Source organism: Catenulispora pinisilvae (genome assembly GCF_015356865.1).
Classification (GTDB): Bacteria; Actinomycetota; Actinomycetes; order Streptomycetales; family Catenulisporaceae; genus Catenulispora; species Catenulispora pinisilvae.
Genome location: NZ_JAAFZA010000135.1, coordinates 1 through 19,287, shown reverse-complemented (window position 1 = coordinate 19,287; position 19,287 = coordinate 1). Strand labels below are relative to the sequence as shown.

The following is a 19,287-nucleotide window of genomic DNA, read 5'->3' as shown; positions in this document are numbered from 1 at the left end:
GATCATAGAACGCCATCAAGCCAGTCGTAGACGACCTGATTGCGAATCCGCGGCGCCATCGGGCCGCAATGTTCCTGGGCGCCTTCGGCCGCGGTGAAGGTGACGATCTGCTTGTCGGCATGCAGCAGCCGGTAGACCTGCGCCCCTTGCCCGGCGGCCGGCGTCACGAGTTCGTCGTCGTCATAGACGGTCACCAACGTCGGCGTGCTCACCTGCGCGGCAACGTCGGCGACGGTGAAGCGCATGAGCGTCGTGCCGAGGCCGTAGAGGTCGTCGAAGACCTTCCCGGCCCGGCCGGCGAGCAGCGCCTCCCGGGCGTAGGGCTCGGCGGCCTTGACCAGGTTGAACCGCTCGGTCGCGGTGAGCGCGGGAACGAACTTCTGCTGCCACAGGGCATTGATTTCCTGCTTGCTCAGGCCGTGGTCGAACAACGAGGTGATCTCCTTCTCCAGGGCCTGCCAGGAGACCCACAGACTCAGGAATCCGGGGTCGGCCACCACCGCGGCCAGCCGATGCTCGAAGGCGGCGGCGCGCACGACGAGCTCACCGCCCAGGCTCGAACCGCTGAGCACGATCCGGTCGCGGTCGACCTCCGGCCGGTCCCGCAGGTAGTCCACAACCGGCGTGATCACCTTTTCCCAGTCGGGGCGCAGGAATGCCTGGCGCTCGAACAGCATCGAGCCCTGCCCGGGGCCCTCGAAGATCAGGACGTTGTAACCGCGTTCCAGGGCGGCCGCCGCCCCGAAGGCCCACATCCGCACGTTCTGCGCGTCCTGGCCGTTGTTCAGGATGACCGTCGGGCGACGCCGCGCACGCTCGTCCGAACGCAGCAGGTAGCCGGGGAGGTAGCCGCCTTCGTAAGGGATGCGCACCGATTCGAAGGGGGTGTCCGAGAGCTGACAGAACAGATCCCAGCAGCGCTGCATGGCCGCGTAAGCGCCTGCCTCGGAAGCTCTGGCACTGGTGCCGAAGATGAAATACAGACACTGGTCGTAGTACGACGCGGCCCGCAGGTAGAGAGCACGTGCACTGACCCGGTGGCCGGCGGCCAGCTCGGCACCGGCTTGGCGATCGAGACGCGTCGCGAGCGGGAGGAAGGTGTCGTAGTAGGTCTGGTAGGAAGCACCCGATGCGTTGACGGCGTTCACGGCCGTGGCCAGTTCGCCGAACTCGGCCGAGCCGTATCCGGTCCCGCCGAACGCGAAGAGGGTGTCGAAGTCCAGATCCGGTTGGGTGAACAGGCCCTGCAACATCGGTGCACCGGCTGAAGCGGCGGGAACGGCTTGAACGGCTGAAGCCGCTGGACCGGCTGAAGCGGCCTGAGTCGCCGAAGCGACCGCAGCGGCCTGAGCAGTGCCGGCGCCGACAGCACCCGCGCCCAGCAAGACGGTCCCGGTGCCGCCGAGCACGCCCACGCGCAGCAACGATCTGCGAGTTGTAGCGCTGGGGGTCAGATTGGTGACCGGCTCGGAGGACATGTGAGGCTCCTTATATCGAGGGGCGTTCCGACCGACTCATCCTTTCCACGGCCGGGGTGAGCGGTCCTCACCCAGTCGGTATGACTTATCGCGCCGAGGGGGCGAGCAGTCCCAGGCTCCGCGCGCGGGCGACGGTGTCGGACCGGCTGTGCGTACCGAGCTTGGTGTACAGGCTGCGGATGTGGGTCCGGACCGTGTTGGGCGAGACGCCCAACTCGCCGCCGATCTCGCGGGCAGTGAGGTTGGTCGGCAGGTAGCGCAGTACCCTGATCTCGCTGTCGCTCAGCGGATCGGGCGCGGGCAGCTGCGCGGAGCAAGACGAGGAAGGCGAGGGCAGTCGCCGGGCGGCGAGCATGCTCTGGATCTCGGCGACCAGCCAGGCGTGTGCGGTACGCCGGGCGTGCCGCTCAAGCAGCTGCTCGGGCGGCGGGCACAGCAGGAAGTGCCACACCGCTCCATCGGGCTCGGCCAGGTCGAGCGAGCGCTCCAGCAGCCGTTCGGCGGCGGCGGTATCGCCGAGCGCGTCGCGCGCCGCCGCTTCCAGGACGAACGCCGCGACCCGCCACGTCCGCCGGCCGTAGCGCACGGAATCGTCGTCCTCGACCGGCGCCAGTTCCGCGATCGCGCCTTCGGGATCGTCTTGGGCCGCCTTCAAAGCCGCCACCGCGACCCGCACTTCCCCGCGCGCCCGCTCCTGCTTGTCGAGCCCTTCCACCATACGTTCAGCGCGTTGGATTTCGCCGAGACGCACCAGGGCGTGCAGCAGCAGCGCGCGTGTCGGTGCACTGAGATAGTACGGGCCGTCCAGATCCAACCGCGCCGTCAGCGACTCCGCGGCCCGCAACGCCGCCAGCGCCTCGGCGTCGCGGCCGCGCACCAGCTCCAGCATCCCGCGGATGTAGTGGATTCCCGCTCCTACCGAAGGCTCGGTCTCAACAGTGAGGGAGCGCTCCGCGAGGTGGAGCCAGGGTTCTGCTTCCTCCGGCCTGGCCCGCCAGACGAGCGCCACACCGCGGATGGCGTAGGCGATGGTCGCCGGCGGTTCGTCGGTCCAGCCATGCCGCCGGGCCAGTTCGATCACCTGCTCGGCGTGCGCTTGCGCGGCCGCGTCTCGTGAGCGCGCGACGTCCAGCGCCGCCAGGTAGGCCAGTCCGCTGAATTCGAGATAGGGCCGCCCCGTTCGGCGGGCCAGCTCGACGGCCCGCGTCAAGCGCTGCTGGGCCGGTGCCTGCCGATCCGTCCAGTCCTCGGTGATCGCGACGCTGATCGAGGCGAACGCGCGAAGATCGTCGCTCAGGCCGGAGTGCGTCGGGTCCGGCCCCTCCGCGACGTGCTGCACCCGGCGCGCCTCAACGATCACAGCCTCCTGATCGCCCCGTCGGCGAGCTGCCAGCAGGCGGGCCATCGAGAGCAGCATCCGGCTTTGACCGCGCCGGTCCGGAGCGACCGACGAAGCCCGCCGCTCGGCGACCCCGAGGTACCACTCGGCCGTCTCGATCACGCCGAACGCGGCCTCGTCGGCGGCGACCAGGATCGCGAGCTCCGCGTTCGCCGCCCGCACCTCGGCGGGGAAGGCCGTGAGCAGTTCGTGGATGGTGACGGCACGGCCGTCGAGGTAGAGGCTGGGCCAGGCGTCGGCGAGGAACGCGGCGGCCGACGCCCAGTCCTCGGCGGCTTGGGCGTGCCGCACGGCCTCTACGGCATGTCCGTGTTCTGCGAACCAGCCGGCGCAGGCACTGTGCAGGCCGGCGACTTCCTCCGGCGCTTCGCGGCGGAGTTCCTGCTGCAACAGGTCGGCGAACATCCGGTGGTAGCGGAACCAGGAGCGGCCGGCGTCCAGGGCGACGACGAAGGCGTTGGCCCGCTCAAGATCCTGAAGTATCCGCTCGGATTCGCCGCCGCCGGTCAACACGTCGGCGAGTTCGCCGTTGATCCGTTCGAGCACTGACGTGCGCAGCAGCAGACGCCGTACCGCGGCGTCCTGTCGCTCAAGCACCTCCACCAGCAGGAATTCGGCCACCGTCCGTTCACTGCCGGAGAACCCGGCCGCGAACCCATCGGGGTCCGGATGCCCGGAAAGGGACAGCGCGGCCAGCCGCAGTCCGGCGACCCAGCCCTCGGTCCGCTGGTGCAACAACGTGATCGTGGACGCGGACAGTTTCAGGCCCGCCGCCTTGAACAGCTCCCCTGCCTCGGACCGACTGAACCGCAGATCGCGCTCGCGGATCTCGGCCAAAGAGCCCTCAAGCCGCAGCCGGTGCAAGCCGAGCCGCACGTCATGCCGGGTGGACAACACGAACCGCAACTCCGGCGGCGCCCGGAGCACCAGCAACTCCAGCTGCCGCAGCGCCTCCGCACTCAGTTCGTGGACGTCGTCGACCACCAGCCACAACGGATCCGGCAGCGGCGCCAGGTCCGCCAGCAGCCGCTCGACGAGCGTCCACCCGTCCAGGTCCGGGGCCGGCGTCAAGGGACGCACCAGAGCGGAGCCGGCGACCGACCGGCGCATCGCGTCGAACACCGACACCCAGAACCCCTGCGGATCGCGCTCATCGTCCCGAGCCGCCGCCCACGCCACCCGACCGGTCAAGCCGGTCTGCCCGATCCACGAGCGCAGCAAGACCGACTTGCCACTGCCCGCCGATCCGGAGACCACGCTCACGCGCGCCGTCGCCGCCAGACGGCCGAACAAGCCGGGGCGCATCACCAGCTTCTCCCGGCCGGGGCCGATGGACTCGCCGCCCGTGGTATCGGCCGCGCCGCGTGCTGCCACCGCAGAATCATCCCATGCGTGGGTCCCCGATCACTCATATATGAGATACCAGAAGCTCCAAGATCCATCCCCTGCGAACCTCGGATGAATGATCGTCGATCTCGCTCAAAGGCAGTCCCAGTCAGGGATTTTGCCATGTGTAAGGGTTCTTAACCTTGCGGACTCATCCGATGTCATGTTCACTCAGCGCCGTGACAAGATATATGTTCGCCCTTCGAAGCAAGGGCACACCACGTCGTACCTCCCGTCTCGCGGCCACGATGGCGGCGACCGCAGTGGCGGCGCTCGCCCTGGCCGGTGTGCAGGGCACCGCCAACGCCGTGCCGACCACCTCAGCCGCGGCCGCCGCGCCCGCCGCCGTCGCCGCCGCGCCACATCCGGCATCCGCCAAGGCCGCCGCCCCGGTCTTCAACGTCAAGAACTACGGGGCCGCCGGCAACGGCTCCACCAACGACTCCCCGGCCATCAACAAGGCGGTCACCGCGGCGAACGCCGCCGGCGGCGGCATCGTGGAGTTCCCGTCCGGCAGCTACAAGTCGGCGAACACCATCCACCTCAGGAGCAACGTCACCATCGAGCTCGACGCCGGTTCGAAGGTGCTCGGCTCCAGCGCCAAGACCTACGACGCCGCCGAGGCGAACCCCTACGACAAGTACCAGGACTACGGCCACAGCCACTTCCACGACGCCATGTTCTACGGCGACAAGCTCTCCAACATCGGCTTCACCGGGTCCGGCACCATCGATGGCGACGGCGACCTGATCCCCGGCAACCCCGGGGCCGGGCAGGCCGACAAAATCATCTCCCTGACTCGCTGCACCAACCTCACGCTCAGCGGGATCACGCTGGCCCGCGGCGGGCACTTCGGGGCGCTGATCAACGGCTGCGACGGCGTGGTGTCCGACCACCTCACGATCGCCACCTCCAGCGACCGCGACGGCTGGAACATCATCTCCACGACGCACGTCGCCATCACCAACGCGAACATCTCCTCCAACGACGACGCGCTGGTGTTCAAGAGCGACTACGCGCTCGGGGCGTCGCTGCCCAGCGGGCACGTCACCGTCACCCACAGCACGTTGCAGGCCAAGTGCTGCAATGCCCTGATGTTCGGCTCGGAGACCTGCGGGTCCTTCACCGACTACCAGTTCCAGCAGATCGCCATCCTCGGCGCCGGCAAGTCGGGGCTGGGCATGGTGAGCATGGACGGCGCCGACATCTCCGACGTGCACTACCAGGGCATCACCATGACCGGCGTGCACTCGCCGATCATGCAGAAGATCGGCACGCGACTGCGCTGCGGGGGCAAACCCACCGTCGGGCACATCAGTGACGTGACATACCAGGACATCACCGGCACCGGCGTGGCGAACACCGACTACAGCCCGACGATCTGGGGCGCGGACGGCTCGCACCAGGTCAGCGACGAGACCTTCACGAACGTCGTCCTGACCGTCCCCGGCGGCCGCGGCACGATGTCCACCGGCGTGCCCAGCAACAACGGCGACTACAACCCGAACAGCATCGGCACCCGGCCGGCCTACGGCTGGTACCTGCACAACGTCTCCGGCATCCACTTCACCGGCAGCTCGGTCAAGGTCGCCAAGAACGACGGCCGGCCGGCGGTCATCGCCAACGCCGGCAGCGACATCACCTTCGACGGGCTGACCGCGCAGACCGGCAGCTCCAGCCCGTTCGACGTCGGGTTCCAGAACATCGCGGGGTACTGCGTCAGCAACAGCCACAACACCACCGGCGGCGCGCTGCGCGTCTCGGCAACCGGCTCGACCCAGAGCTGCGGGTCTGCCACCGCCCGGTACCACTACCTCGCCCTCGGCTGAACGGAGCACAGCCATGCGCAAGACGCGCTCCAGACCCAGAACAAGAACCAGATCCAGAGCCAGAGCCAGAGCCATTAGAGGCCTGATACTCATGGCCTGTGCCGCCGTGCTGGCGGTGACCGGCACGGTGACGGCGACCGTCACGGCCTCGGCCGCCGCACATCTGGCGGACCAGGCTGACCCGCCCGCCCACTCGGCCCAAGCGGCTCCGGCCGCCGACCCCCTGCTGTCCTTGAACAAGCCGGCGACCGCTTCCTCCGCCGGCGGCTGCTGTAGCGCCGCGAATGTCGACGACGGCGTCTCGACCACCCGCTGGGCCAGCGCCTCGGGAACCGACCCGCAATGGATCTACGTCGACCTCGGCGCCACCGCGCACGTCAGCCGGGTCCGGCTGCAATGGGACACGTCCTGCGCGACCGCCTACGAGATCGACACCTCGGCCGACCACAGCAGCTGGACGAAGATCTATAGCACGACCGCCGGAAAGGGCGGCGTGGAGGACCTGACCACACTCGACGGCAACGGCCGCTACGTCCGCATGTACGGCACGAAACGCTGCCGCAGCGATGCCAACCACGGCTACTCGCTGCAAGAACTCGGCGTCTACGGCACGCTCGGCACCGACACCACGCCACCGACCCCGCCCGGGACCCCGACCCTGGTCTCCGACACGCCGAACAGCGTCACCATCGGCTGGACCGCCTCGACCGACAACGTCGGGGTCGCCGGCTACGACATCTACCACGACGGCCAGCTGTGCGCGCAGGTGAACGGCAGCACCCTGACAGCTACCTGCTCCTCACTCAGCCCGAACGTCGCCTACGGGTTCTACGTGAACGCCCGTGACGCGGCGGGCAACGTCAGCCAACCGTCCGGCACCCTGCACGTCACCACGCCGCCGTCCGGCGACACGACGCCGCCGACGGTACCCGGCGCCGTGCACTCCACGGCGGTGACCAGCAGCAGCGTCACCCTGGCCTGGACCGCCTCCACGGACAACGTCGCAGTGGCCGGATACCGCGTCTACAACGTGGTCGGCGGCGCGCGCACGCAGGTCGGCACCGCGGACGCCAACGCCACCGGCACCCAGGTGGACGGTCTCACGCCGAGCACCGCCTACCACTTCCAGGTCACCGCCTACGACGGCAACGGCAACGAGAGCGCGGGCAGCACGCCGCCGGTGGACGTCACCACCTCGGCGCCGAGCACCTGCGCCCCCGCGCAGGGCGTCTGCACCGTCACCCAGGTCGGCACCGACGACGACGTGGTCTGGGGCCTGGTCACGCTGCCCGACGGCACGATCCTGTTCAACGAGCGCGACGCCCACGACATCGTGCACCTGAACCCGAAGACCGGCGCCAAGAGGAGTATCGGCACGGTGCCGAACGTCCAGAGCACCGACGGCGAGGGCGGCTTGACCGGGCTGGAGATCAACCCGGTGAGCTTCAGCTCGGACCACTGGCTCTACATCATGCACACCTCGCCGACCGACAACCGCATCGTCCGGATCAAATACGACCCGGCCACCGACTCGCTGCAAACCGGCACCGAACAGATCCTGCTGACGGGCATCGAGCGCAACAAGTTCCACAACGGCGGCCGGTTGCGATTCAGCCCGGACGGCAAGTACCTGTACGCCGGCACCGGCGACGCTCAGAACGGCGCGAACGCGCAGAACACCAGCAGCCTCAACGGCAAGGTGCTGCGGATCGACCCGGACGGCACCATCCCGCCGGACAACCCGTTCCACAACGCGGTGTGGAGCTACGGGCACCGCAACGTCCAGGGACTGGCCTTCGACTCCGAGGGCCGGCTGTGGGAGCAGGAGTTCGGCAACAACATCATGGACGAGACCAACCTGATCGTGAAAGGTGGAAACTACGGCTGGCCGTCGTGCGAGGGGACCTCGGGGACCTGCGGCACCGCCGGCTTCATCGCGCCGAAGCACACCTATCCGGTGGCCGAGGGATCGTGCAGCGGCATCACCATCGTCCGCGACTTCCTGTATGTGGCCTGCGAACGCGGGACCCGGCTGTACCGCGAGCAGATCAGCGGCAGCAGCCTGACCAATGTCCAGCAGTTCTTCGTCGGGACGTACGGCCGGCTGCGGACCGTCGAGCCGGCGCCGGACGGCGGGATCTGGTTGGCCACCACCAACGGTGGCGACAAGGACAGCACACCGCACAACAGCAACAACCAGATCTTCCACGTGACCGTCGCCTGATCGAGTATCCAGATACCCAACGCAGAAGAACGCCCGGCCCCGAACCCCCCAAATGGGGCGATGGGGTCGGGCGCTTCTTTCTGCTTACGCGATCTGCCGGCACCGGCACCGGCGAACCTAGTCGGATCCGCTCTCCATCGCGGCGACGAGGCTGGCCGGCCGCATGTCAGTCCAGTGGGTATCCACATATTCCATGCACTCCTGCCGCGGGGCTTCGCCGAAAGCCACCCGCCAACCGGCGGGGACGTCTATGGCGATGGGCCACAGCGAGTGCTGGCCCTCGTCGTTGATCAGCACAAAGTAGCTCGCGGCCTCGTCATCGAATGGGTTCGCCATCAAGGTTCTCCTTTACGTTGTCAAGTCTGACACCGAACATCGTCACCACGACAAGCATGACCGCGCCGGTGGTGAGCGCGGAATCCGCGAGATTGAAGATCGGAAAGTAGCGGCCGTTGGGGCCGAATACGGAAATGAAGTCGACTACATGCCCGCGGGGGAAACCGGGCGCCCGGAACAGCCTGTCGATGAGATTGCCGAGCGCGCCGCCCATCAGCAGTCCCAGCGCGACAGCCCACGGCAGGGACCTGATTCTCGACGCGAGCCGGACGAAGGCCACTACCGCCCCTGCCGATATCGCTGTGAAGACCACTGTCATCCCACCGGCCGTGCCGAAGGCAGCTCCAGGGTTCCGCAGGAGCGAGAAGTAGACGAGACCGCCGAGGATGCGGGTTGATTGCCCGCCTTCCACCAACGATGACGCCACGATGGTCTTCGACACGAGATCGAGCAGCACAACCGTCGTGGCGATACCCACCGACCAGGCGATCCTGCTCCGCGCCACGCCGGCTTCCGGGGCCGCGGTCATGTCAGTTCTCGCAAGTCGCCTAGCTTCCTTCCGACGACCCTGCCGATCTCCTCGACGGGGCCGGAGTTCATCATGTCGCTGTGTGTGGAGTCGATCTGGTAGACCTCGAGACTCCCGCCAACGTATCGAGCCCAGGCCTCGCTGAGCACCGACGGATCGGACTTACCCTGCGAGGCGACGAAGAGAACCACGTCACCTTCGTAGCGTTCAAGCGAAGTCGCTCGCGAGATCCTCTCGATGTTCTTCACGACTTCGTCGATCTTCTCAAGGTCGAATCCGGCGGCCAGGCTCGCGATGTCGGCCGCCTCGTCCTCGGCGTTCTCGCTGCCGCTTCTGACGTAGTCCTTCATCATTTCGACGATGGTCGACTCCACGACCGGGTCCTCTTCGTCGCCGTCGAGGCCGGCCTCCGGATAGGTGTCGAGAACGGCCAGCAGCCCGACCTCGTCACCTGCGCGCTGAAGCTCTATCGCGATCTTCTGGGCGACGGATCCGCCGAAGGACCAGCCGAGCAGATGGTACGGACCCTTCGGCTGCACCAGCCTTACCTGGGCAAGGTAGTCCTGCACCATCTCATCGATATCGAGCGGGAGGCGCTCGTCGCTCGCGATGCCCCGCGCTTGTAGCGAATAGACGGGACGATCCTTATCGACGTATCTCAGGATGTTGGCGTATTTCCAACCTATCCCGGAGACCGGATGGAAGCAGAACAGCGGTGGCTTTTCGCCGCTCTCCCGCAACGGCAGCAAGACATCGAAGACGTTCTGGTCGTGATCCCCCGCTCCGGCCAGCCGACCCGCCAACCTCGCTACCGTCGGCGCCTCGAACAGCGTCCGAACCGACAGCTCCACTGCCAACGCCGAGCGGACCCGGCTCACCAGACGTGTCGCCAGCAGGGAATGACCGCCCAGCTCGAAGAAGTTGTCGTCGACCCCCACCGCGGGCACGCCCAAGACCTCGGCGAACACCTGGCACAGCAGCTCCTCACGGGCATCCGCAGGGCGGCGCCCGGAACCACCGGCGTAGTCAGGCGCCGGCAAAGCACGGCGGTCCAGCTTCCCGTTCGCCGTCGTCGGCAGCGCATCAAGCAGCACGACCGCCGACGGCACCATGTAGTCAGGCAACGCACCGGCCACATGAGCCCGTAGCGAATCGGTCAGGTCTTCGTCGGCATCGGCATCGGCATCGGCATCGGCATCGGCGGCCGGAACCGCATAGCCGACCAGACGCTTATCCCCCAGCGCGTCCTCACGCACCACCACGACCGCCTGGCGCACCGAGGGATGCGCCGACAGCACCGACTCAACCTCGCCCAACTCGATCCGGAACCCCCGAACCTTCACCTGGTCATCGGCCCGACCTACGAACTCCAGCACTCCTTCGCGGTTCCACCGCGCGACGTCACCGGTGCGATACATCCGCTCCCCGGCCACACCGAACGGGCACGCCACAAACCGCGACGCCGATAACCCGCCACGGCCCAGATAGCCCCGCGCCAGCTGCGCGCCCGCCACATACAACTCGCCCACACACCCCGTCGGCACAGGACGCAGCGACGCATCCAAAACAAAGGCCTGAGTGTTATCCAGCGGTCCGCCTATCGGCACTCCAGCACCCTGCGACAACGCTTCGAGGCGCTGGTCGGTGCACCAGACGGTGGCCTCGGTCGGGCCGTATAGGTTGGTGACGTCTGCGGCGACGTCACGCATCCTGGCAGCGAGCGCAACCGGCAGCTGCTCGCCGCCGACAAGCATCCGCAACCCTCGGACAGCCGCTGTCTGCTCGGTCAGCAGGCCCTGCCACAACGTGGGAGTGGCCTGCATGATCGTCACCCGATGACGGCCGATCAGACCGGCCAGCTCGGCCGGATCGTGGACGGCATCCCGGCTGGCAATCACTACGCGGGCGCCGGCAGCCAACGGGACGAAGAGCTCAAGAATGTGGATGTCGAACGCCACAGTGGTGACCGCGAGCAGGCAGTCATCAGGCGTCAACGAAAGACGCCCACCCATCGCGGCCAGGAAGTTGGTCAGGCCAGAGTGCGGGATGGTGACGCCCTTAGGGCGGCCAGTGGACCCGGACGTGTAAATCACATAAGCGGGATGGGCGGGCAGCAGCCGGCTCCGCCGATCGGCATCGGTGACCTCAGTGCCCTTATGCGCGGCCGTCGCCTGCGCCACTGCCGGATCATCCATCACCAGTAGCGGCACATCACTGCTCCACCAACCGGCGGTCTGCGCATCGCCCAACGCCAGCACCGGCCCGGCGTCGGCCAGCATGAACGCCACCCGATCAGCCGGATAGCCCGGATCCACCGGCAAGTAAGCGCCACCGGCCTTCAACACCGCCAACAACGCCACCACCAGATCCGCCGACCGCTCCATCACCACCGCGACCAACGACTCCGGCCCCACACCTCGACCAATCAGCAACCGAGCCAACCGATCAGCCCGCGCACCCAACTGCGCGTACGTCAACCGCTCACCTTCGAACTCCACAGCCGCCGCATCCGGCGACCGCAGCACTTGCGCGGCGAACAGCTCCGGCAACGTCGCCTCAGGCACCTCACGGCCTGTGTCGTTCCACCCCTGCAAAATCTGCTGCCGCTCCCGCGCCGACAGCACCTCGACCCGGCCGACCGGCTGCTCCGGGTCAGCGGCCACCGCCTCCAACACCCGCACAAACCGTTGCGCGATCAGTTCCACCGTCTCGTGGTCGAACAGATCGGCCGCATACACCACCGACCCCCGCAACCCCGCCAGTTCACCGGCCGCGCCCCACTGCTGCTCCACCGTGAACGACAAGTCGAACTTCGCCGCTTCCTGGCCCGGCGACGCTGCCCGCACCTGAACTCCCGGGACCTCCAACCCCACCCCAGCGTCGTCCTGCAAGGACAGCATCACCTGGAACAACGGATGCCGCGCCAGCGAACGCACCGGCGCCAGATCCTCAACCAGCCGCTCAAACGGCACATCCTGGTGCGCAAACGCACCCAACCCCGCCTCACGCACCCGACCCAACAACTCAACAAACGACGGATCACCCGACACATCCGTCCGCAACACCAACGTATTGACAAAGAAACCGATCAGGTCATCCAGCGCCTCATCGGTACGTCCCGCGATCGGCGAACCGATCGGCACGTCCGACCCCGCGCCGAGTCGGGACAACAACGCCGCCAACCCGGCTTGCAAGACCATGAACAGCGTCACGCCCTGCGCCCGCGCCAACCCCGCCAACCGCTCATGCACCCCAGCGGGCACCGTCAACTCGACGGTGCCGCCCCGATAGGAAGCCACCACCGGACGCGGCCGGTCCACCGGCAACGCCAACTCCTGCGGCAGATCTGCCAGCGCCCGCCGCCAGTACGCCAGCTGCTGTGACAGCACACTGCCGGGATCGTCCTCAGACCCCAGCAACTCCCGCTGCCACACCGCGTAATCCGCATACTGCACCGGCAACGGCGCCCACCGAGGCTCCGAGCCAGCCAACCGCGCCGCGTACGCCACCGACACATCCCGCGCCAACGGTCCCAACGACCAACCATCACCCGCGATGTGATGCACCGTCATAACCAACACGTGCTCATCTGGGGCAGCCACGAGCAAGACCGCCCGGAGCGGAATCTCAGCACTCAGATCGAAGACATGGCCAGCCGCCGCAGCCGCCAGCCCAGTCACGTCCTCACCCGGGTCGACCGGAACCACCCTCAACAGCGACCCGACATCCCCTGGGTCCAAGATCCGCTGGAACGGCACCCCTTCCGCAGACGGAAAGACTGTCCGCAAGACCTCATGCCGCCCCACCACGTCACGTAGCGCCGCTTCCAACGCTTCCACGTCCAAGGCCCCTGACAACCGCAATACCGTCGGGATGTTGTAGGTCGCGTTCGGCCCATCCAGCTCCCCCAGGAACCACAACCGCTGCTGCGCGAACGACAAGGGCACCGGCTCTGACGCCGAGCCCGAGCCCGAGCGCACCCTGCCCCGCAACGCCGGCCGAGCTATCGCCGCTCCGGCCAGCCGCCCCGCCAACCCCGCCACCGTCGGCGCCTCGAACAACGCCCGAACCGACAGCTCCACCCCCAACACCGAGCGGACCCGACTCACCAGACGCGTCGCCAGCAGGGAATGACCGCCCAGCTCGAAGAAGTTGTCATCCACCCCCACTGCCGGCACGCCCAAAACCTCGGCGAACACCTGGCACAGCAGCTCCTCACGAGCATCCGCAGGGCCGCGCCCGGAACCACCGGCGTAGTCAGGTGCCGGCAAAGCACGGCGGTTTAGCTTCCCGTTCGCCGTCGTCGGCAACGCATCTAGCAGCACCACTGCCGACGGGACCATGTAGTCCGGCAAGACGCCAGCCACATGAGCCCGTAGCGAATCGGTCAGGCCATCATCGGCATCGGTAGTGGGCACGACATAGCCGACCAGACGCTTGTCTCCCGGCGCGTCCTCACGCACCACCACGACCGCCTGGCGCACCGAGGGATGCGCCGACAGCACCGTCTCAACCTCGCCCAGCTCGATTCGGAACCCCCGAACCTTCACCTGGTCATCGGCCCGGCCTACGAACTCCAGCACCCCTTCGCGGTTCCACCGCGCCACATCACCGGTGCGATACATCCGCTCGCCGGACCCACCGAACGGACACGCCACAAACCGCTCAGCAGTCAGATCCATCCGGCCCAGATAGCCGCGCGCCAGCTGAACACCAGCGATATACAGATCACCAGCAACGCCCACAGGAACCGGGCTCAACACATCGTCAAGCACATAGGCCTGGGTGTTATCCAGCGGTCCGCCTATCGGCACCCCAGCACCCTGCGACAGCACGTCGAGCCGCTGATCGGTGCACCAGACGGTGGCCTCGGTCGGGCCGTACAGGTTGGTGACGTCTGCGGCGACTTCGCGCATGCTGGCAGCGAGCGCAGCCGGCAGCTGCTCGCCGCCGACAAGCATCCGTAGCCCGCGAACAGCCTCCGCCTGGTCGGTCAGCAGACCCTGCCACAACGTGGGAGTGGCCTGCATGATCGTCACCCGATGACGGTCGACCAGACCGGCCAGCTCGGCCGGATCATGGACAGCATCCCGGCTGGCAATCACCACGCCGGCGCCGGCGACCAACGTGACGAACAACTCCAGAATGTGGATATCGAACGCCACAGTGGTAACCGCGAGCAGGCAGTCATCAGGCGTCAGCGGAAAACGCTGCCCCATCGCGGCCAGGAAGTTGGTCAGACCGGAGTGCGGGATGGTGACGCCCTTAGGGCGGCCAGTGGACCCGGAGGTATAAATCACATAAGCCGGATGGGCGGGCAGCAGCCGGCTTCGCCGATCGGCATCGGTGACCTCAGTGCCCTTATGCGCGGCCAACTCCTGCACCACTGCCGGATCATCCATCACCAGCAACGGCACATCACTGCTCCACCACCCGGCGGTCTGCGCATCGCCCAACGCCAGCACCGGCCCGGCGTCGGCCAGCATGAACGCCACTCGATCAGCCGGATAGCCCGGATCCACCGGCAAGTAGGCGCCACCAGCTTTCAGCACCGCCAACAACGCCACCACCAGGTCCGCCGAGCGCTCCATCACCACCGCGACCAACGACTCCGGCCCCACACCCCGACCAATCAGCAACCTAGCCAGCCGATCAGCCCGCGCATTCAACTCCGCGTATGTCAGCTCCTGGTCCCCGAACACCACAGCCGTCGCATCCGGAGTCCGCGCCGCCTGCTCCGCGAACAGCTCCGGCAACGTCGCGCCGGACACCTCACGACCCGTGTCGTTCCACCCCTGCAAGATCTGCTGCCGCTCCTGCGGCACCAGAATCTGCACCCGGCCGACCGACTGCTCCGGATCGGCGGCTACCGCCTCCAACACCCGCACAAACCGCTGCGCAATCAACTCCACCGTCTCGCGATCGAACAGATCAACCGCGAACGTGACCCCACCACGCAACCCCGCCGACGCACCATCGGCATCGAACACCTGCCCCAACTCGAACGACAAATCAAACTTCGCCGCCGACACAGCCGGGGCTAACAGCTCCGCCTCCACACCCGGCAACTCCAGAACAGCCTCGGCATTGTCCTGCAAGGACAGCATCACCTGGAACAACGGATGCCGCGCCAACGAACGCACCGGCGCCAGATCCTCAACCAACCGCTCAAACGGCACATCCTGATGCGCAAACGCACCCAACCCCGCCTCACGCACCCGACCCAACAACTCAACAAACGACGGATCACCCGCCACATCCGTCCGCAACACCAACGTGTTAACGAAGAAGCCGATCAGGTCATCCAGCGCCTCGTCCGTGCGCCCGGCGATCGGCGAACCGATCGGCACATCCGACCCAGCCCCCAACCGAGAGAGCAACACCGCCAAACTGGCCTGCAAGACCATGAACAACGTGACGCCCTGCGCCCGTGCCAAGCCTGCCAACCGTTCGTGGACACTGGCCGACACGGTCAGCTCGACAACGTCACCGGCATAGCTGGCTATTGCGGGGCGCGGCCGATCGGCTGGCAAGACCAACTCTTGCGGCAGATCAGCCAACGCAGCCCGCCAATATGCCAGCTGCTGGGACAGCACACTGCCGGGATCGTCCTCAGACCCCAACAGCTCCCGCTGCCACACCGCATAGTCCGCATACTGCACCGGCAACGGCGCCCAGCCCGGCTCCGAACCAGCCAACCGTGCCGCGTACGCCACCGACACATCCCGCGCCAACGGCCCCAACGACCAACCATCACCGGCCACATGATGAACAACCACTACCAACACATGATCATTCGGCCCCATGTCGAACAACCACGCCCGCAACGGCAGCTCACGCGACAGATCAAGCGCGGTACCCGTCGCCGTACCCACCAGCGCAGTCAAGTCCTCACCCGGACCGACCGGAACCACACTCAACAACGACCCGACATCGCCCGGTTCCAAGACCCGCTGAAACGGCACCCCCTCCACCGAAGGAAACACCGTCCGCAGAACCTCATGCCGCCCGACCACATCCCGCAGCGCCGTGTCCAACGCTTCCTGATCCAGCTCGCCGCGCAACCGCAACACCGTCGGAATGTTGTACGTCGCGTTCGGCCCATCCAGCTCCCCCAAGAACCACAACCGCTGCTGCGCGAACGACAACGGCACCGGCCCTGACACCGAGCCAGCACCGGACCCAGCACCCGACTCCGACCGCACCCCACCCCGCAACGCCGGCCGAGCCACCCCCGCTCCGGCCAACCGGCCCGCCAACCCCGCCACGGTCGGCGCCTCAAACAACGCCCGAACCGACAACTCCACCCCCAACACCGAACGAACCCGACTCACCAGACGCGTCGCCAGCAGCGAATGACCGCCCAGCTCAAAGAAACTGTCATCCACCCCCACCACGGACACGCCCAAAACCTCGGCGAACACGCCACACAGAATCTCCTCCGCCACCGACGAAGGACCCCGGCCCGACACCACAAACTCAGGAACCGGCAAGGCCCGCCGATCCAACTTCCCATTCACCGTCAACGGCAACGCATCGAGCACCACCACCGCCGACGGCACCATGTAATCCGGCAACGAATCCCGCGCGATATCCAACAACTCCGCGCCATCCAGCACCGCCTCCACCACTGCCCCCACCGACGGCACCACATAGCCGACCAAACGTCGATCCCCCGGCACGTCCTCACGCACCACCACGACCGCATGGCCCACCGACGGATGTGCCGCCAACGCCGCCTCAACCTCACCCAGCTCGATCCGGAACCCCCGGACCTTCACCTGGTCGTCGGCCCGGCCCAGAAACTCCAGCTCCCCCTCACGGTTCCACCGCACCACATCACCGGTGCGATACATCCGCTCCCCGGCCACACCGAACGGGCACGCCACAAACCGCGACGCCGACAACCCACCACGGCCCAAATACCCCCGCCCCAACTGCACGCCCGCCACATACAACTCACCCACACACCCCACCGGCACTGGGCACAGCATCGAATCCAGAACATAGACCCGGGTATTCCACACCGGCCCACCGATCGGCACCGTGCCGCCCGACGACAACACATCGACCGGCCATGCGGTGACGTCTATAGACGCCTCTGTCGGCCCATAGAGATTGTGCAGAGGGACGTCGAGCAGCCGCCTGAATTGATCGCACAGCTCGGCCGAAAGGGCTTCACCGCTACAGAACACCGCGCGCAGACCGCTACAGAGCTCTGCCGTCGGTTCCTGTAGGAATGCCTGAAGCATTGATGGCACGAAGTGGACATGGGTGATCCCCATGCGGCGGATCGTCTCGGCCAGGTAGGCGGGATCGCGATGGCCTTCGGGCCGCGCGACCACAAGTGCGGCACCTTCCAGCAGCGGCCAGAAGAACTCCCACACAGAGACGTCGAAGCCGAACGGTGTCTTCTGGAGCACCCGATCCGACGGTTGTAGAGCATATTCGTGCTGCATCCAGACCAGCCGGTTGATCAGGCCGCTGTGCGGGATGGTGACGCCCTTGGGCCGGCCGGTGGACCCGGAGGTGTAAATCACGTAGGCCGGATGGGCGGGTAGCAGCCGGCCCCGCCGATCCGCGTCAGTGACCTCAGTGTCCTTATGCGCGGCCAGCTCCTGCGCCACCGCCGGGTCATCCATCACCAGCAAGGGCACATCGCCGCTCCACCACCCGGCGGCCTGCGCATAACCCAACGCCAACACCGGCCCGGCGTCGGCCAGCATGAACGCCACCCGATCAGCCGGATAGCCCGGATCCACCGGCAAGTACGCGCCACCGGCCTTCAACACCGCCAACAACGCCACCACCAGATCCGCCGAGCGCTCCATCACCACCGCAACCAACGACTCCGGCCCCACACCCCGACCGATCAACAACCGAGCCAACCGATCAGCCCGCGCACCCAACTCCGCGTAAGTCAGCTCCTCATCCCCGAACACCACCGCCGTCGCATCCGGAGTCCGAGCCACCTGCTCGGCGAACAACTGCGGCAACGTCGCCCCGGATACCTCACGACCCGTGTCGTTCCACCCCTGCAATACCTGCTGCCGCTCCTGCGCCGACAACACCTCCACCCGGCCGACCGGGGTACGGGGCGCGAAATCCAGCGCGGTGACCAGGTTCTCGACAGCTGTGCGCAGCAATCCGCCCACGTAGTCCGCGTCGATCGGCAAGACCGCTTGGACCGTCACCTCGAAGCCGGCCTCGACGTCGTCGACCGCGACCACGAGGGGATAGTTGGTCCGCTGGTCGCTGTGCAGCAGCTCGATGCCCTCGAGTTCGAGGCCGGTTCCTTGGCCGGTGCCGCGACGGTAGTTCAGGAGCGACGTGAACAACGGAGCCTGCGCCGCGACGCCGCTGGCCCGCTGGGCCAGTGCGAGCGAGGCGTTCTCATGCGCCAGCAGTTCGCCGAGTCGCGTCTGCATGGTGAGTACGGCATCTTCCACGCCCACTTCGCCGATGCCCGACCGCACCGGCAAGGTGTTGATGAAGAGCCCCGGCGCCCGGTCCGCACCGGCTCCGGCGTGCAGCCGCCCGTACAGCAAGGTGCCGAACACGACATCGTTCCGCATGGTCGTGGCGGCCAGGACTCTTGCCCACGCCGTGTGGAACACGGCGGCCGCGCTCACCCCGAGCCGACGGGCCTGGCCGCGCAGGCGTGTCGCCAACTCGACGTCGATCGACAGGCTCGCCTGCTCGACTGTGGTTCCTTCGCCCTGCACATCCAGCAGGCCGAAGGGAGCCGTCGGCTCGTCCACGTCGCCGAGCAGCTCGGCGAAATACCGTTCGTGCTCCTCGCGCGGCACCCCCAAACGAGACCGCGCCACGAAATCGCGGAAGGGCACCGGATCCGGCAGGGACGCCCCGCGCCCGCTCTGGAATTCGCGCACCTCCGCGAGGAGCACGTCTCGCGAGGCGTGGTCCTGGACGAGCTGATGCATCTGAAGCAGCGCCAGCCAGCCGGCGCCGGCCGGGTCGGCGGCGATGTGCACCCTCAGCAGCGGCGCGTGACCGGCTTCCAACGGGGCGCCGCCGCTTGCCAGCAACTGTTCGACCGCCGATGAGCCGTCGACGTCGACGTCGCCACCGCCACCGCCACCGCC

At 67.3% G+C, this 19,287-nt stretch carries 7 protein-coding genes; 2 read left to right on the top strand and 5 right to left on the bottom strand.

Annotated elements, in window-relative coordinates; genetic code table 11:
• Window positions 1–2: 2 nt before the first annotated feature.
• Together IZR01_RS30425 and IZR01_RS53570 are read right to left on the bottom strand one after the other, a co-directional pair.
• On the bottom strand, window positions 3–1,478 hold the full coding sequence (locus IZR01_RS30425) for an alpha/beta hydrolase (RefSeq protein ID WP_194897849.1): 1,476 nt from the start codon (window positions 1,476–1,478) through the stop codon (window positions 3–5).
• An 85-nt stretch (window positions 1,479–1,563) separates the two neighbouring features.
• On the bottom strand, window positions 1,564–4,251 hold the full coding sequence (locus IZR01_RS53570; protein ID WP_194925885.1) for a winged helix-turn-helix domain-containing protein: 2,688 nt from the start codon (window positions 4,249–4,251) through the stop codon (window positions 1,564–1,566).
• Between the two features lie 260 nt (window positions 4,252–4,511).
• Between IZR01_RS53570 and IZR01_RS30415 the strand changes: the two genes are divergently transcribed.
• Entirely contained in the window at window positions 4,512–6,092 is a 1,581-nt protein-coding gene (locus tag IZR01_RS30415; RefSeq protein ID WP_194897851.1) for a glycoside hydrolase family 28 protein, read from the top strand.
• 91 nt (window positions 6,093–6,183) lie between these two features.
• Window positions 6,184–8,316 carry a PQQ-dependent sugar dehydrogenase gene (locus IZR01_RS30410; RefSeq protein ID WP_194925884.1) on the top strand — a complete coding sequence of 711 codons (2,133 nt, stop codon included), beginning with the start codon at window positions 6,184–6,186 and terminating at the stop codon, window positions 8,314–8,316.
• 117 nt (window positions 8,317–8,433) lie between these two features.
• Here IZR01_RS30410 and IZR01_RS30405 read toward each other — a convergent pair whose 3' ends face one another.
• Genes IZR01_RS30405 through IZR01_RS30395 form a run of 3 tightly spaced genes read right to left on the bottom strand, consistent with a single transcriptional unit; the run spans window position 8,434 to window position 19,206 of the window.
• A complete protein-coding gene (locus IZR01_RS30405) occupies window positions 8,434–8,652 on the bottom strand; it encodes an MbtH family protein (RefSeq protein ID WP_323747142.1) in 219 nt (72 codons plus the stop codon).
• Entirely contained in the window at window positions 8,633–9,181 is a 549-nt protein-coding gene (lspA, locus tag IZR01_RS30400) for a signal peptidase II (protein WP_194899312.1), read from the bottom strand. The genes IZR01_RS30405 and lspA overlap by 20 nt, the downstream gene beginning before the upstream one ends.
• On the bottom strand, window positions 9,178–19,206 hold the full coding sequence (locus IZR01_RS30395) for a non-ribosomal peptide synthetase (RefSeq protein ID WP_267254912.1): 10,029 nt from the start codon (window positions 19,204–19,206) through the stop codon (window positions 9,178–9,180). The genes lspA and IZR01_RS30395 overlap by 4 nt, the downstream gene beginning before the upstream one ends.
• Between the last annotated feature and the right edge of the window lie 81 nt (window positions 19,207–19,287).

Bases quoted from the DNA above. Each gene is read 5' to 3' on its own strand.
- IZR01_RS30425 (WP_194897849.1), bottom strand. From the start codon at position 1,478: ATGTCCTCCGAGCCGGTCACCAATCTGACCCCCAGCGCTACAACTCGC.
- IZR01_RS30415 (WP_194897851.1), top strand. From the start codon at position 4,512: ATGGCGGCGACCGCAGTGGCGGCGCTCGCCCTGGCCGGTGTGCAGGGC.
- IZR01_RS30410 (WP_194925884.1), top strand. From the start codon at position 6,184: ATGGCCTGTGCCGCCGTGCTGGCGGTGACCGGCACGGTGACGGCGACC.
- IZR01_RS30405 (WP_323747142.1), bottom strand. From the start codon at position 8,652: ATGGCGAACCCATTCGATGACGAGGCCGCGAGCTACTTTGTGCTGATC.
- lspA (WP_194899312.1), bottom strand. From the start codon at position 9,181: ATGACCGCGGCCCCGGAAGCCGGCGTGGCGCGGAGCAGGATCGCCTGG.